Source organism: Pseudomonas imrae (assembly GCF_046352735.2).
In the GTDB taxonomy this organism is placed as follows: Bacteria; Pseudomonadota; Gammaproteobacteria; order Pseudomonadales; family Pseudomonadaceae; genus Aquipseudomonas; species Aquipseudomonas imrae.
The window spans coordinates 162,180-177,683 of record NZ_CP110853.2 but is presented as its reverse complement, the minus strand read 5'-3'; the positions used below and the strand labels follow the sequence as shown (position 1 = coordinate 177,683).

The 15,504-nt window shown below is 60.7% G+C and carries 12 protein-coding genes; all 12 read right to left on the bottom strand.

Features of this window, described 5'->3' with window-relative positions; all coding sequences use genetic code 11:
* Nucleotides 1-35: 35 nt before the first annotated feature.
* Complete coding sequence (locus OQ460_RS00715; RefSeq protein ID WP_410020036.1) at nucleotides 36-2,489, bottom strand: TonB-dependent siderophore receptor; 2,454 nt, start codon at nucleotides 2,487-2,489, stop codon at nucleotides 36-38.
* A 92-nt stretch (nucleotides 2,490-2,581) separates the two neighbouring features.
* Nucleotides 2,582-3,538 carry a FecR domain-containing protein gene (locus tag OQ460_RS00710; RefSeq protein WP_410020035.1) on the bottom strand — a complete coding sequence of 319 codons (957 nt, stop codon included), beginning with the start codon at nucleotides 3,536-3,538 and terminating at the stop codon, nucleotides 2,582-2,584.
* The gene (locus tag OQ460_RS00705) at nucleotides 3,535-4,044 is read right to left on the bottom strand and encodes a sigma-70 family RNA polymerase sigma factor (protein WP_410020034.1); all 510 of its coding nucleotides are present in this window, start codon (nucleotides 4,042-4,044) and stop codon (nucleotides 3,535-3,537) included. The genes OQ460_RS00710 and OQ460_RS00705 overlap by 4 nt, the downstream gene beginning before the upstream one ends.
* Before the next feature lie 73 nt (nucleotides 4,045-4,117).
* Nucleotides 4,118-5,563: an efflux transporter outer membrane subunit gene (locus OQ460_RS00700; protein ID WP_410020033.1), complete on the bottom strand. Its 1,446-nt coding sequence runs from the start codon at nucleotides 5,561-5,563 to the stop codon at nucleotides 4,118-4,120.
* A complete protein-coding gene (locus tag OQ460_RS00695; protein ID WP_410020032.1) occupies nucleotides 5,560-6,618 on the bottom strand; it encodes an HlyD family secretion protein in 1,059 nt (352 codons plus the stop codon). The genes OQ460_RS00700 and OQ460_RS00695 overlap by 4 nt, the downstream gene beginning before the upstream one ends.
* A 17-nt stretch (nucleotides 6,619-6,635) precedes the next feature.
* Complete coding sequence (locus OQ460_RS00690; RefSeq protein ID WP_410020031.1) at nucleotides 6,636-8,165, bottom strand: MFS transporter; 1,530 nt, start codon at nucleotides 8,163-8,165, stop codon at nucleotides 6,636-6,638.
* A 171-nt stretch (nucleotides 8,166-8,336) separates the two neighbouring features.
* Nucleotides 8,337-9,257 carry a LysR family transcriptional regulator gene (locus tag OQ460_RS00685; RefSeq protein ID WP_410020030.1) on the bottom strand — a complete coding sequence of 307 codons (921 nt, stop codon included), beginning with the start codon at nucleotides 9,255-9,257 and terminating at the stop codon, nucleotides 8,337-8,339.
* Between the two features lie 52 nt (nucleotides 9,258-9,309).
* The gene (locus OQ460_RS00680; protein WP_410020029.1) at nucleotides 9,310-9,858 is read right to left on the bottom strand and encodes an energy transducer TonB; all 549 of its coding nucleotides are present in this window, start codon (nucleotides 9,856-9,858) and stop codon (nucleotides 9,310-9,312) included.
* Between the two features lie 22 nt (nucleotides 9,859-9,880).
* Nucleotides 9,881-10,174 (bottom strand): hypothetical protein, encoded by a 294-nt coding sequence (locus tag OQ460_RS00675; RefSeq protein WP_410020028.1) that lies wholly within the window; start codon nucleotides 10,172-10,174, stop codon nucleotides 9,881-9,883.
* Nucleotides 10,175-10,335: 161 nt separating this feature from the next.
* Nucleotides 10,336-11,697: an HlyD family type I secretion periplasmic adaptor subunit gene (locus tag OQ460_RS00670; RefSeq protein WP_410020027.1), complete on the bottom strand. Its 1,362-nt coding sequence runs from the start codon at nucleotides 11,695-11,697 to the stop codon at nucleotides 10,336-10,338.
* Complete coding sequence (locus tag OQ460_RS00665; RefSeq protein WP_410020026.1) at nucleotides 11,687-13,843, bottom strand: type I secretion system permease/ATPase; 2,157 nt, start codon at nucleotides 13,841-13,843, stop codon at nucleotides 11,687-11,689. The genes OQ460_RS00670 and OQ460_RS00665 overlap by 11 nt, the downstream gene beginning before the upstream one ends.
* Nucleotides 13,844-13,884: 41 nt before the next feature.
* Complete coding sequence (locus OQ460_RS00660) at nucleotides 13,885-15,237, bottom strand: TolC family outer membrane protein (protein ID WP_410020025.1); 1,353 nt, start codon at nucleotides 15,235-15,237, stop codon at nucleotides 13,885-13,887.
* Nucleotides 15,238-15,504 lie beyond the last annotated feature (267 nt).

Here is a 15,504-nt window from a genome sequence, read left to right as displayed (position 1 = left end):
ACGCAGCATCCTCAAGCCCGTGGCTACATCAGTGCTTACCAGTCATACGTCAAACTCGACACCGCTGTGCGCCCTTCTGCGTAGTAACAGTCCAGGTTGCTGGTGCATCGCGAAACGTAGGTTTTGTTGCTCAGGTTCTGCACGTTCAGCGCCAGCTTCACGCCCTTGAGCTGCAAGGGAGAATTGCCCAGGTCGTAGCTCAGGCTGGCGTCATACACGGTATAGGACGGCACGCTGAACGCACCGGCGTAATAATCCCCCAGGCTGCTGCGCACGTAGCGTGTCCCCAGGCCAACGCCCAGGCCTGCCAGCGGGGTGTCGCCGATAACGGTGTAATTGACCCACATCGACGCCGTGAGCGGCGAGATTCCGGCCGGGTGACGTCCCTGGCGACCGTCGTTGTCCTTGGTGTATTTGATGTCGTTGCGCGCCGCCGAGGCGACGATGTCCCAAGAATCGTTCAACACTGCCTTGGCTTCAAACTCAACCCCGCGCGAGCGCATAGCGCCGCTCTGGTTGCTGAAGGTTGTGTTAGGGATGCTGGTCAGCACGTTTTCCTGGTCCAACTGATAGACCGAGACCTGGACGAAGCTTTCCTGGCCCGGCGGCTGGTACTTCACACCGACTTCATACTGATTGCCGGTAGAGGGGTCAAAGGGCTTTTGCTCGGCGTCGGTGCCGGACAACGGCAGGAACGATTCCGAATAGCTGACAAACGGCGCGAAGCCATTATCGAACAGGTACACCAGGCCTGCGCGGCCGGTGAACGCCTGGTCCTTGCTGCTGGTGCGGGCGCCGGACAGCGGCACCTTGTTCACCACATTCGCCCAGTCGTAACGACCGCCGAGCACCAGCGCCCATCGGTCCCACTTGATCTGGTCCTGTACATACAGGCCGGTCTGGGTGAGGGTGTTGTCCCAGCGATACGGCTGGCCGAAATTCAGCGGCTGGCCGTACACCGGGCGGAACAGGTCGATGATCAGTGGGTTGCGGTCATAGAGACCAAGGAACCGCGAGTTGGAGTGGTAGTAATCCAGGCCGACGATCAAGGTGTGGGACAACTCGCCGGTGTCGAACTGCGCCTGGGCGATGTTATCCACGCCAAAGACTTTGTTGGTCTGCGACCAGTCCACGCTGTACCGTTCCAAGTAGCGTTGGTCCATGGCGCCAGTGGCCGGGTTGGCGACAAAATGATAGCCGTGCAGCGGCGCAGTGTAGCGGTCATCCACTTCGGCGTAGCGTGCGTTTTGCTTGAGGGTCCAGGTGTCGTTCAAGCGATGCGACAACTCATAGCCCAGGGCAAACTGTTCGCGGTTGTACTGGTTGACGCCCGGTTCACCGATAAACAGGTCGCGGTCGATCTTGCCGTTGGGGTTGTCCCAGATGGTGCCAGAGGCCGGCAGGCCTTGGGCTTCAGGCACGCCTTTGTCTTTCTGGTACTGGGCAAAAAGGGTCAGGCTGGTGTCATCGTTGGGCCGCCAGGTCAGGCTCGGCGCGATGAATTGGCGCTTGTTCTCGAAGTAATCGATCTCTCCCTGCTCGTCCTTGACCAGGCCCGTGAGGCGATACAGAAACTGCCCCTGCTCATCCAGCGGGCCGCTCAGGTCGATGGCTGCGCTTTTGTGCTCGTAGGTGCCGGCTTCCAACACCACCTGATGTACCGGGGTTTCACTGGGGCGCTTGCTGACCATGTTGACGATGCCCCCCGGCTGGTTGTGCCCATACAGTACCGAGGCCGGGCCCTTGAGCACCTCGATGCGTTCCAGGGAATAAGGCTCGATCTGCAGCGCACCGCCGGTACTGCCGCCGCCGTAAGGCAGGTGCAAACCGTCGAGGTACAGCGGGGTGGGCGAGAAGCCGCGTGAGGTCGGCTCATCGAATATTTTCACCCGATCGGAAAACCCTCCGGCGCTCATGCCCGGGGTATAGAGCAACGCCTGCGTCACGCTTTGGGCGCCCCGCGCCTTGATCTCGGCGGCGGTAATCACGTTGATGGTCTGGGGGATTTCCACCAGCGCCGAATCCGTCTTGCTGCCAGTGGCACTGCGCTTGGCGACAATGCCGTCGACCGGCCCCCAGGCACTTTCCTGTACCTGCGTGGCGTTGATTTGCGTTGCGCCCAATTGCAACGAACCATCTCCCGACAAAGCCTGCACCGACCAGCCGTCCTGCGCCTGCACCGCCACCAACCCGCTGCCCGCCAATAAGTGCTCCAACCCCGGCCCCGTGGCGTGGCGCCCTTGCAGGCCAGGACTGCGCTTGCCGTTGGTCAAGCTGGCGTCCACCGACAGCAAAATCCCCGAGGCGCTGGCGAAGCGGTTCAACGCCTGGTCCAGGTTGCCGGCGGGAATGTTGTACTGACGCAAGGCTTGGCCTGCCGGCTCCTCGGCCTGAACGAAGGTCGCAACAGCTGGCACCGTCGCCAGCACACTAACAAGCAGGCCACGGCGCAGAGCGCTGGCCAAGGGTTGGATTGGGTGATGCGACATTGCAGGGCTCCCCGTGAGAACGCTTCTTGATTGGCTTTCAAGAGGTATCCCGAGCGGGAAGCGGAAACCGACAAAGCCCATGTGAATTATTTTCAAGCGCGGGCTTTGATCGTGACCCAATAACGCGTCACCGCCTGCACCCGCACCGGCAGCGAACGTTCGAGGGCTGCGAGGATGGCGTCAGTGTCACTCAAGGGAAATACACCGGTAAGCAACAAGCCGGCGACTGCCTCGTCGCAGCGCAACAGGCCCGGACGGTAGCGGCTCAGTTGCGCGACAAAGCTGCCCAAGGGCTGGCGCTCGGCAATCAAGCGGTTTTGCGCCCAACTGCTGGCATTGGCATCCAGCGCCCCCATCGCCGAGGTCTGCGTGGCGCTGAACCACAGGCTTTCACCGGCGTTCATCTGCACCGCCAGGCCGTGGACAGGACGCACCTGTACGCGGCCTTCGTACAGATCGACGCGGCTGCCGTCGTCCAGTTCACGCACGGTAAACTGCGTGCCCAAGGCCTGCACATCGCCCGCCGGGGTTTCAACGATCAACGGGCGCGACGGGTCATGGCCGCTGGTCAACAGGATCTCACCGCGAATAAGCCGGATGCGCCGTTCGCTGGCACTGAAAAGCAGATCGATGGCGCTGTCGCTGTTGAGGTCCAGGCGCGTACCGTCACTTAAGGTCAGGTGGCGAATTTCGCCCGTGGCGGTGCGGTATTGGGCAAACGCCGACTGCCACGGCTGGCTGCCCTTGACCACATAGCCGCTGCCGCCCGCCAGCAGCATCAGCCCGAGTAGCTTCAATGCCGCTCGGCGCTGTGGGTCTGGCGCGTCACGCAACACCGCGCGGGCGCTGTCGGCGGGCACACCACCCAAGGTCTGCTGCAAGTGCTGCAGGCGCAGCCACGCGCGACGGTGCTCCGGATGGGCGTCCTGCCAACGATCAAAGGCCTGGCGCTGGGCGCCGTCCAGTTCACCGCCCCATTGCAGCATCAGCCATTCGCTGGCTTGTTCGACAATGGCCGGCGCAATCGGGGCTTCGTGGTGGGCTCTCATTCTTCGTAGACAACCTGATAACAGGCCATGATCGCGCGGGTCATGTATTTTTGCACCGAGCTGACGGTGACCCCCAGGCGCTCGGCGATCTGCGTGTAGCTCAGCCCTTCGAACTGCGACAACAGGAAGGCGCGGCGCACGTTATCCGGCATGCGGTCGAGCATCGCATCGATCTGCATCAAGGTTTCAAGGATCAGGGCGCGGGTTTCCAGCGACGGCGATTCGGGTTCCGGCAAATGGGCAATGCTCTCCAGGTACGCGCGCTCGATACGCAGGCGTCGCCACTGGTCGATGACCAGATTGCGCGCGATTTGCGTCAAATAGCTGCGGCTTTCCTGGGCGCCAGGGAAGCGCCCGGACACCAATAGACGCAGGAACGTGTCCTGCGCCACATCGGCGGCGTGCTCTCGATCGCCCAAGCGCTTGCGCAACCAGCCTTGCAGCCAGCCGTGATGATCGCGGTAAAGCAGATGAAGCTGTTGCTGGCCGTCAGTCGCGGTGTCCATGAAAAGCTCGGATACACTATTGAGAGCAATTATCATTACACCTTGTTGCGCGACTGGCAAAAAACTTTATCGGTTACCGCCGGGCGGTCTGTAGCGGATACACCGACTCCCAACCGCCGCCCAGCGCCTTGTACAAGCCGACCATGGCCAGGGACACACCGGTGGAGCTTTCCACCCACTGTTGCTGGGTCGCCAGCAATGCGCTCTGCACGGTGAGCACGTTGACAAAATCCACCACCCCTTCGACGTATTGGTGCTGGGCGGTGACCAAGGCAATCTGGTTCTGGCGCACGGCCTCGGCGAGGCTGTCGCGGCGCAACTGGCTGGCGTTGTAGCGGGTCAGTTGATCGTCGATCTCATGCCAGGCCTGCAACACGGTTTGCTGGTAAGCCAACGCGGCTTCCTGTTGCTGGGCTTCGCGCAGATCGAGCATGCCTTGCAAGCGTCCACCATTGAAGATCGGCAGGCTCAACTGCGGGCCGAAGGCGAATGCACGCGAACCCCAGGAGCCAAAGTCCGACAGTTGCATGGCCTGGGAGCCGAGGTTGCCCGACAGGGTGATACGCGGGTAAAAGTCGCCTTTGGCCACGCCAATGCTTGCGGTCGCCGCATGCAGGCGCGCTTCGGCCTGACGAATGTCGGGACGACGCTCAGCCAGTTGCGACGGCAGACCGATAGCCACCTGGCGCCGAGTCTGGGGAACGGCGGCATCCTTGGACAGTTGCGCGTGCAGCGCTTGCGGCGCCTGCCCCATCAACAGGCTCAAGGCGTTGATCAGTTGATCCTGACGCTGCTGCAGATCCGGCAGGCGCGCTTCGATGGCGGCAACCTGGGCGGCGGCTTCGGCCACGTCCAGGTCGGTGGCGACACCATCGGCCAGGCGCAGTTGCGAGAGCTTCAAGCTGTGACGGGCAACCTCCAGGTTCTGCTCGGTGACCGCTCGGGTATTCTGCACGCCGCGCAACTGGATGTAGTCTTGGGCGGTCTCGGCCAGTACTGATAGCAGCACCGCACGGCGATCATTTTCAGCCACTTGCAGGGTGGCGTCGGCGGCTTCGGTTTCACGTTTGACCCGGCCCCAGAAATCCAGCTCCCAGGAAGCCGAGAATCCGGCATCCCACAGGTTGAAGGCCGAGCGACCGTTATGCCCGGATGGATCGCTCAACCCCTTGGCACTGTTGCGTTTGCGTCCGTAGTCGGCGCTGGCATCGACGCTTGGATAGCGTTCAGCGGTGGTCACCTGGCGCATGGCGCGGCTTTGTTGCAGACGGCTGCTGGCCAGTTTCAGATCGAGGTTATCGTGCAATGCGCGACTTACCAGCGCCGACAGTTGCGCATCGTGGAACACGTCCCACCAGCGTTCTTCAAGTGGATCATTGACGGCCCGGCTGGCGGCCAGTTTGCCCTGGGGCGCGGACCATTGTGTGACTGACGCCCCCTGGGGACGCTGGAAATCCGGACCGACCGTACACGCGCCCAGGCTGATCAGGCTCAAGGTAAGCAGGGCAACCTTTTTCATTGCTGGGCCACCTCGCGTTGCTGCGTAGCCGCTTGGGTGTCAACGCTGGCTTCTACCGACATGCCGACCCGCAAGCGCTCGGCCAACGCCTGGCCGGGTTCCAGAATGATTTTCACCGGCACTCGCTGCACCACTTTGGTGAAGTTGCCGGTGGCGTTGTCCGGCTTGATCGAAGCGAAGGTCACACCGGTGGCCGGCGCCAGGCTTTCGAGATGACCTTTGAGCACCTTGCCGTCGAGGCTGTCGACCCGCACTTCAACGGCTTGGCCGGCGTGCATCTGCGACAGTTGGGTTTCCTGGAAGTTGGCGACCACGTACGCATCGGCCAGAGGCACCACGGCGAGGATCTTGCTGCCGGGCGTGACAAAGGCACCCACACGCACGGCACGCTCACCGACCACGCCGTCGACTGGCGCAACGATACGCGTATAGGACAGTTGATAACTGGCCATTTCCAGGGCCGCCTGAGCGCGCTTCAAACCACCTTCGGCGGCATCGCGCTGGGCGGTGAGGATTTCCACCTGCTTGCGCTCGGCAGCCAGTACGGCAGTGGCATTGGCCAGGCGTGCGGTGGCCTGATCGATGCGGGTCTTGGCTTGCTGGGCGTTCTGCACGGTACCGGCGCCGACACCAGCGAGGTGGTTGTAGCGGCTCAGTTCGTGTTGGGCGAAAGCCATTTCGGCACGATCCGCTGCCACCGTCGCCTGGGCCTGGGCAATCACCGAGCTCTGGCGCTCGAGCGTCGCGACGGCATTTTTCAACTGTGCCCGCGCCATCAGGGTTTCTGCATCGGCGGCCTGGGCAGCGGCGCGCAAGTCGCGGTCGTCGATCAACGCCAGCAACTGCCCGGCCTTGACCCGCTGATTGTCCTCCACCAGCACGTCCTTGATAAACCCGGCCACCCGAGGTGCCACTAGGGTGTAATCAGCCGCCACGAAGGCATCGTTGGTGGTCTGGCGTTTGCTGCCAAAGACCCCCGGTGCCAGCAAGTACACCAACACACCCACGGCGAACACGCTGATAGCGGTCACGGCAATCTGGTCTTTACGTTTCATAAGTATCCTTTGTTCAGTCAAGTCGGCGCACGGGGCGGATAGATTCGCGTCGGCATCCAGAAAATCAGCAGGATCAACGCCACCGCGACAGCGGCCATGACGTAATAGAGATCCGAAGACGTCAGCACCACGGCCTGCTGATGCAGCCGGTGGGCAAGGCCCGGAGCATCGCTGTCGGCCAGCGGCGAGTTGCCAAGGGCGTCTACCAGCATTGATGAGTGGAAATGCAGGCGGTGCGTAGTCAGTGCCTCGATCACCCCCGTAGCGATCACCGCAGCCAGGCCCTTGACCGTGTTGAACCAGGCCGAGGCAAACGGCCCGTCCGCCGGCACGATACTGCCGGTGGAGAGCATCAGCAGTGGCAACACGGCCATCGGTTGCCCGAAGATCTGCAGCAATTGCAGCGCGTAGAAATCATCGCGGATCCACGCCGACGTCAGTTGCGCGCCGCCGACACACGACAGCACCAACATGCCCAGGCCAATCCCCAGGACCCAGCGGCAATCCACCCAGCGCAGGTTGCACAAGGCCGCCACCAACGGCAGCGCGATCAACTGCGGCAGCGCCATGACCAGCATTACTGGTGCGGTCTGCAATGGCCGGTAGCCTTGGACCTGCGCCAGGTAGTTGGATGGGATAATGATCACGGCGAGCAGCACCACCAATACCCCCGCGAGCACGATCAGCGCGAATGCCAGATTGCGCAGCCCAAGCATCTGTAGCTTGAAAAATGGCATCGGGTGAAACCATTCGTTGAGCATGAACAGCACCAGCAACAGCGTCCCGCCACACAGCAATGTGGTGATCAGCGACGACTCAAACCAATCCAGACGGTTGCCTTGCAATAGACCGATCACCAGCATGCAGATCGCCGGGAACCCCAGCAGCACACCGCGCCAGTTGAACTGCTTGAAGCGCTCCAGGCGCAGCGGGTCCTGGGGCAAGCCGTAAGCCACGGCAGCCATGGAGAACAGGCACGGCGCAACGATTTGCCAGAAGGCCCACTGCCAGCCGACGTACTCGGTCCACAGCGCAGCCAACGGCGTACCAAGGCTGGGCCCGAAAGTGGCGGTCAGGGCATAGCCGGCCAGACCGTACAGCTTCACATTGGCGGGCAGGAAACGCAGGGCCACGGTCATCAACATCGGCGGCAAGGCCCCTGCGGCCAAGCCTTGCGCAGTACGCAGCACCAGCAGGCTTTCATAGTTCGGCGCCAAGGGGCACAGCACGCCCAACACGGTAAACACGCCGATGGCCCAAAGGGTGAAACGGCGCAGGGACAGGGTGACCGCACACCACGGCGCAAACGCCATGGCCGCCACGGAGGTCGCGGTGTACGCAGCCACCAGCCAGGTTCCTTCGTCGTACCCGATATACAACGCACCGCGAATGTCGGCGAGGGCGACCTTGGTGACCATGTCGTTGAGGCCCGAAACCAGCACTGCGAGCAACACACCGACCAGGCCGACGATGATGCGCGGGCCGAATGCGAGTGGGCTGATAGCGCTTGGCTTGACTGCGGCCAAGGGGGCAGCGAGGGAAGTCATGGAGATACAGCTCGGGAAAAGAATACCCGAGCAGTTTAATAAGGCTTAAACATGACGAAAACTGACTTATCGGAAGGTTATAAGTGCGTCAGACGCAATGATTGATGAGCAGAAGCAAGCAGTACTTTGTAGGAGCGAGCTTGCTCGCTCCTACAGGCGTTCGCTTAAGTGTCATGCGGGCTGAGCTTCGCGCCAGGTGGCCTCGCAGCTTTCACGCATGGTTTCGCGCAGCCATTTGTGGGCCGGGTCTTTGTCGAAGCGTGGGTGCCAGGCCTGGGTCAACACGAGGGTAGGCAAGGAGATCGGCAAGGCAAAAGCGCGCAGCGGCAGCTTCAGTCGATTGGCGCTGTACAGCGCTTCCTTGGGCACCGGCAGGATCAAGTCCGAGTCGGGAAGCATGAACATCGCACCGTGAAACCCGGGCGCAATCATCGCCACCCGGCGTTCCAGGCCTTGGGCGTTGAGTGCGGTGTCGATGGGGCCGCGGGCAATACCTCGGCGCGAGATGCTGATGTGCGAATAACTGGCAAACCGCGCAGCAGTGATTTCTTCGTCGAACAACGGGTGCCCTTCCCTGGCCAGTCCAACGAACGTGGTGGAAAACAGATTCTGCACCTTCACTTCAGGGGTGATCGGCATGGTGTTGCCCACCCGCAGGTCAAGTCGGCCTTCGCGCAGCGCTTCGTCATCGCTGTCGCCTTCCGGGACGAAGCGCAGTTCGCAATGGGGTGCCATGCGCTCCATGGTGTCGAACAGGCGACCACCATAAACCCCGACAAAAAAGTCATTGGCGCGCACGCTGAAACGCCGGCGCAAGGTGCTCAGGTCTACCTCGTCCGCCGAGCGAAACAGCAACGCAGCCTGCTCCACCACATTGCGCACCTGGGCCTGTAGCTCCAGGGCCTTGGGCGTCGGCACCAGGCCGCGACCGGCGCGCACCAGGATCGGATCGCCGACCGCCTCGCGGATGCGCGTAAGGGTACGGCTCATGGCGGCGGGGCTGAGGTTCATCCGCCGCGCGGCGCCCACTACACTGCCTTCATCAAGCAAAGCGTCGAGGGCGACCAGCAGGTTCATGTCTGGTAATTGCATGCCAAGCACTCGTGAACAGTATGGAGTACACCGGACGCAATCGTAGCAGGCTTTATAAGTAGCGTTTGAGGTTAGCCGGAAGGAAGTCAGCAAAGGTGGCTCGAGGGTTGGCCTGGCATTTGCGGACGACTCTGGGCAGGACTTTTTCCAACTGATCGGCCCTTTCCAGGCCTTCGATGTAGTCGCTTTTACCACTCAATGCCGGGAACATTACTGCGACACGGGTGATGGCAAAGCTCTTCATATCGATTAACGGGCGGTTCGGGTGGTCGTGCTGAAACTGGCTGACTTCTTCGCTCAACTTGCTGCAGGACTGAAACGTCGTTTGGCTGAACGTCAGTTGAACAGTGTCAGTGCGTCCCAGTTCAGGTGTGAAGATCATGTCGTTTTGCGCGTCGATCACCGCAGGCCGGTCGGCGCCCGCAGTCCAGGGCTTGAAGCGCCATTGTCTTGCCGCCTCCACCGCGGCTTCGCCAAAGGCTGGCTTGGTGGCGCTGAGCGCTTTCACGTCGCTGACCGAGCCGTCGCTGTGAATATTGAGGCTGACCCGCGCATGGCCCGAGGTCGTTATCAGGGATTTCGGATAGACCGCCTTGGGCATGGAGAGCGCTTCTGGCGCGAAGTCAGCAAAAACCGATGTCGACAAAACCAATGCCGCCGCCAAGACAAAAAACCGCATCGTCGTAAATCCTTTTACCCGCCATGCCTGACGCCGGGGCGACATCAGGTTCAGGCGCCATTATCGAACTCGTAGCGGCCAAAGGGCAATCATTCTTGTTTATTGCTGCATACCCCAGCAATTCGCCACCGACGATGCCTTCGTAGAAGACGTGAAAGGTCCGCAGGAAACTGGGCAGCAACAGGTCGTTGTTTTGATACCGCGCCGCGACTGCCCACAAAATCGCGAGCACGACCAAGGTTAGACAATAACGATAGGTGTTTTGGCGTTGAAGGCTGGGAATTGTGATGGGGTTGAGGGCTCTGTCGCAGGCAAGCCCGCTCCCACACTTTGACCGTTTACACCGGTCGGATGTGGAAGTGGGCTTGCTCGCGATAAGGCCCGCTCAGGCACTGAAAATCAACGCTCGTGCAGCGCCTCGGCCCGAGCCTTGATGATCGGCTTGAGCAGGTAGCTGAGGATGGTTTTCTTGCCGGTCATGATATCCACCGACGCGACCATGCCCGGGATGATGATCAGGGGTTTCTCGTCCGTGCCCAAATGGCTGCGGTCGGTACGCAAGGTGATCATGTAGTAGGTGGTTTTCTTGTCTTCGTCGGTGATGGTGTCGGCACCGATGCGTTCGAGCTTGGCCTTCAGGCCGCCGTAGATGGTGTAGTCATAAGCGGTGAACTTGACCATCGCTTCCTGCCCTGGATGCAGGAAGGCGATGTCTTGCGGACGGATCTTGGCTTCCACCAGCAAGGTGTCATCCAATGGCACGATTTCCACCATATCGCTGCCCGGCTGGATCACGCCACCAATGGTGTTGACCAGCAACTGCTTGACGATCCCCCGTACCGGCGAGGTAACCATGGTGCGGCTCACACGGTCTTCCAACGCTTTGCCGGTGGCCTGGGCCTTGTTCAGCTCGGTACGGGCTTCGTTGAGTTCGGTAAGAGCTTCACTGCGGTACTTGCCACGCGTCTCGTCGATCTTGCGCTGCACTTCCTTGATCGCCGATTGCGCGCGCGGGATGGCCAGCGTGGTGGCGTCCAGTTGCCCGCGGGTTTCCATTTCCGCACGCTTGAGACGCAGCACTTCAACCGGCGACACCGCCCCTTGGGCCACCAGGGGTTCGGACATGTTGATTTCCTGGCGCTGCAACGACAGTTGGTTGCGGTACTGGCTTTGCTTGGAGGTGTATTCGCGCAGTTCCTGCTCGCGTTGCGTCAGCTGTTCTTGCAGGCCGCCGATTTCGTCCTTGAACTGCTGGCGACGACTTTCGTACAGCGATTGCTCGCTCACGGCCTGGCTTGGCCCAGCGAGACGTACCTCCTCGGGGATGTTCAGCGGCCGGTCTTCGACCTGGGCGCTCAAACGTTCGATGCGCAACAGCAAGGACAAGCGCTGGGCTTCGGTTTCCCCGGCGTTGGAGACAAACCGCGTGTCATCCAGCCGAATCAGCGGCGCACCTGCCTCGACGATCTGCCCTTCCTTGACGTACAACTCGGCGACGATGCCACCTTCAAGGTTCTGGATCTTCTGCAATTTGGAGGATGGAATGGCCTTGCCGTCGCCCCGGGTCACTTCGTCAACCTCGGCGAAGCCGGACCACAGCAGCATGCACAGGAAAAATCCGATAATCCCCCAGATCGTCAGACGCACCACACGGGGCGCATCTTCGATCAGGGCTTTCTTGACCTCTGGCAGTGGCTGACCGTCCAGCGAGTCGGAACCTATGAAATAGCGACGGACCGCGTCCTTGAGTTTACGCAACACTGATCTGCCCCTTCTTCAACGCTTCCATCACCACGGCTTTCGGGCCATCTGCGAGGATTTGCCCTCGGTCGATCACCAATAAGCGGTCCACCAGCGACAGCAGTGATGCCCGGTGCGTCACCAGCACCACAGTCTTGCTTTCCACGACGGCTTGCAGACGTTGTTTCAAGCGTTCTTCACCGGTGTTGTCCATGGCGCTGGTGGGTTCATCCAGCAGCAGAATGGGTGGGTTGAGCAGCAGCGCGCGAGCCAGGGCAACGTTCTGTCGCTGGCCACCAGAAAGGTTCTGGCCACGCTCGCCCACTTGCAGTTCATAGCCTTGCGGATGCAGGCGGGCAAATTCATGCACGCCTGCCAGCTCGGCGGCTTGCAGCACCAGTTCGTCTTCAACGTAACGGGCGCCGGAGACCAGATTGTCTCTCAGGGTACCGGCCAGCAGTTGGATATCTTGCGGCACATAACCGACGTTGTGACGCAGCTCGCTGACGTCGATCTGGCGAATATCCACACCGTCCACCAGCAAGGCGCCGGAGTCCGGTTGATAAAGGCCGACGATCAGTTTGGCCAGGGAGCTTTTGCCCGAGCCGCTACGGCCGATAATGCCGATCTTCTCCCCAGGCTTGATCACCAGGTTGATGTTCTTGAGCGCCATGTTCTGCTGGTTGGGGTAGGTAAAGTTCAAGCCCCGGCACTCGATGGCGCCTTGCAGGGTACGGCGGCTCAGGGGGCGCTCTTCGAAGTTGCGCTCCTGGGGCAGTTCCATCATCTGGTCGGTGGAGACCATGGTGACCTTGGCTTGCTGGTAGCGCGTCATCAGGCCCGACAACGAAGCCAGCGGGCTGAGGGCGCGACCACTGAGCATGTAGCAGGCAATCAGGCCGCCCATGCTCAGGTTGCCGTCAATGATCTGGTAGACGCCGAAGACGATCATGATCACACCGGCCAGTTGCTGGATCAGCAGAGTGATATTCATCGACAGACCGGAGAGCATTTTCACCCGTAACTCAAGGCGGCTCAGGGTGCCGATGGTTTGCTCCCACTGGTATTGGCGTTCGCTTTCAGCATTGTTGACCTTGACCGCATCCAGCCCGGCCAGGGTTTCAATCAGGCTCGATTGCCGTTCGGAAGCCAGGGCCATGGTTCGCTCCATGGTTGCCACAAGCGGCTTTTGCAGCAGGTAGCCGATACCCAGGGCGATCGGGAATGCCAGCATCGGGATCCACACCAGGTGCCCGCCGAGCAGGGCGATCACCAGGAAAATCAGCAGGGTGAACGGCAAATCGATCAGGCTGGTCAGGGTCAGGGACGCAAGGAAGTCCCGCAGGCTCTGAAACTCATGGATGTTCTGGGCAAAGCTGCCGACCCGTGCCGGGCGGTACTTCATCGACATGCCGACAATACGCTCGAACAACGTCGCCGAAATGATCAGGTCGGTTTTCTTCCCGGCCAGGTCCAGGCACAAGCTGCGCAGGCTTTTGAGGATCAAGTCGAAGGTGTAAGCGATGAAGATGCCAGTGGCCAATACCCACAGGGTAGCGATGGCCTGGTTTGGCACCACGCGGTCGTAGACGTTCATCACGAACAACGGCGCGGCCATGGCAATGATGTTGATCAGGAAACTGGCAGCGATGGCATCGGCGTACAGCCAGCGCGAACGCTTGAGGGTATCGCGAAACCAGGAACGGGCACGAGGAATCAGGGTGCCGTGACTGACGTCGAACTTGTGTTGGGGCTGGGCAAAGAACACTTTGCCGGTGTAGTCGTCGGCCAGTGCCTGGCGCTTGACGATGGTTTCACCGCCGTCGCTTTCGCTGAGCAGCACCTGCGCCTCGTCTTCACCCTGCCAACCGAGCAGCACGGCCGTGCGGCCGTCCTTGAGCAGCAGCAGCGCCGGCATGGCAATGGCGGGGATCGAATCCAGCTTGCGTTGCAACAAGCGCCCCTGCAGGCCGGCGCGTGCCGCTGCCCGGGCCAGCAAGTCGGCACTCAGGCGCTGGGACGGCAATGGCAGACCGGTGGTCAGCATCGCCGCACTGGCGGGCTTCTGGTGCAGAGCACAAAGCGCCAACAACCCGTCAAGTAACGGGTCATCGTGCAGCGTGCGTGGATCATGACTGAGATGAACTCGACTGACTTCTGATTCCACGCGGGTACTCTCGACTAACTGATGGGTCTATAAGGAATAGCTCAATTCATCCCAGGCAGTTGGACTTTCGGCTTCACATCGTTCTGTACGACGGAGGCCATCGGTGCGACCACTCCCTGGCTCTTGAGCAACTCACCCATGGTCGCCTTGATTCGGTACTGAGTAAATAACTGAACGTTTTTTATCTCTTCCAGGCGACGCGCAGCGGTGAAAAGTTCGTTCTCGCTATCGAGCAAGTCGAGCAGGGTGCGCTCGCCGAGGCTGAATTGCTTCTGGTAGGCGGTACGCACGCTGGTGCTGTGATCAACGTATTGCTGGGCAATCGGCACCTGGGCGTTGGCGTTGTTCAAGGCGTTCCAGGCCAGGCCAAGCTCTTCGTTCAACTGGCGCAGGGCATTGTTGCGAATGTCCAAAGCCTGATTAGACTGATAGGACTTGGATTCCAGGTCGGCCTTGTTGCTGCCACCGGCGAACAGGTTGAAGCGCATGCGCACCATGGCTTCCCAACCGTTGCTGTGGGAAGGCTCACCGCCGACATTGTTGTCGGCATTGGTACCCAGCTCGGCATCGAAGCGTGGGTAGAACGACGATTTGGCCGCCTCGTATTGCTGTTCGGCCGCCACGATGTCGGACTCGGCCGAGCGCAGGATCGGGCTGTTGTCGAGCATCTGGCGGCGCGCTTCGTTCAAGTCGGCGGGCAGCATGGCCATGAAGCTCGGCGGACGCTCCAGTTGGTCAGGCATCTGGCCAACGGCACTGAAGTAATTGGTCTGGGCGTCGGCCAGGTTGGTCTGTTCGGTAATCAGATTGTTACGGGCCTGGGCCAGACGCGCTTCGGCCTGGTCCAGGTCGGCGCCGCTGCCCACGCCGCGCTGGGTGCGCAGCTTGATCTGGTCGTAGATGCGTTCGTGGTTGCGCAGGTTGTCTTCGGCCAGGCGCACGAACTCACGACGGGTCAGTACTTCCAGGTAGACCTGGGCGACGGTCAATGCAGTACGTTCGGAGGTGCCGAGCAACGAGTAGGCGCGGGAGTTGACGGTGGCTTGTTGACGGCCTACTTCACTGGAAGTGGCAAAACCGTCAAAAATCATTTGTTGCAGACGCAGGCTCGACTCGCCGCGGTTCAGGGTGTCCCAGTGGTTGGAACTGCCGCTGGCGCGGGTGGTGGAGTTGTCGGTACCGGCGCGACCATAACCCGCCAGCGCATCCACACGAGGCAGGTAACCACCGCGAGCCGCCTTCAACTGGTAGTCGGCAGACAGACGGCTATTCACGCCAGCCTGAATTTCCGGGTGCACATCCAGCGCCTGTTGCATGGCCTGCGGCAAAGTCTGGGCCTGAACGAAGCTGGCGGCTAGAGCGAACGGTATTGCCTTTAAAAGGTGCAAACGCATTTAGGAGTTCCCCAGGACATCTTGTCTCAAGTCACGGCGGATCGTGCCGCAGTGTCGGAAAATGGCAACCTTATTGACCGTACGTCGGAAAGTTCAAAAAGCGGAACTGGTTCACACATGTAGGACGGATCGCCGCGCAAATATCAATGTGACATTACTGGGGCGATTGTTTAGGATGGCGCCAATAAGGTCAATACTTTGGCATAAAGTAAATCACTTAAGAACATAGCCAAAATATTGACGTAAAGTTTGTCAAAATTTAAATCG

Excerpts from the sequence above, each read along its gene's own strand:
- OQ460_RS00660 (WP_410020025.1), bottom strand. The coding sequence starts at position 15,237 with ATGCGTTTGCACCTTTTAAAGGCAATACCGTTCGCTCTAGCCGCCAGC.
- OQ460_RS00705 (WP_410020034.1), bottom strand. The coding sequence starts at position 4,044 with ATGGACACCGCGACTGACGGCCAGCAACAGCTTCATCTGCTTTACCGC.
- OQ460_RS00690 (WP_410020031.1), bottom strand. The coding sequence starts at position 8,165 with ATGACTTCCCTCGCTGCCCCCTTGGCCGCAGTCAAGCCAAGCGCTATC.
- OQ460_RS00715 (WP_410020036.1), bottom strand. The coding sequence starts at position 2,489 with ATGTCGCATCACCCAATCCAACCCTTGGCCAGCGCTCTGCGCCGTGGC.
- OQ460_RS00710 (WP_410020035.1), bottom strand. The coding sequence starts at position 3,538 with ATGAGAGCCCACCACGAAGCCCCGATTGCGCCGGCCATTGTCGAACAA.
- OQ460_RS00685 (WP_410020030.1), bottom strand. The coding sequence starts at position 9,257 with ATGCAATTACCAGACATGAACCTGCTGGTCGCCCTCGACGCTTTGCTT.
- OQ460_RS00695 (WP_410020032.1), bottom strand. The coding sequence starts at position 6,618 with ATGAAACGTAAAGACCAGATTGCCGTGACCGCTATCAGCGTGTTCGCC.
- OQ460_RS00700 (WP_410020033.1), bottom strand. The coding sequence starts at position 5,563 with ATGAAAAAGGTTGCCCTGCTTACCTTGAGCCTGATCAGCCTGGGCGCG.
- OQ460_RS00680 (WP_410020029.1), bottom strand. The coding sequence starts at position 9,858 with ATGCCCAAGGCGGTCTATCCGAAATCCCTGATAACGACCTCGGGCCAT.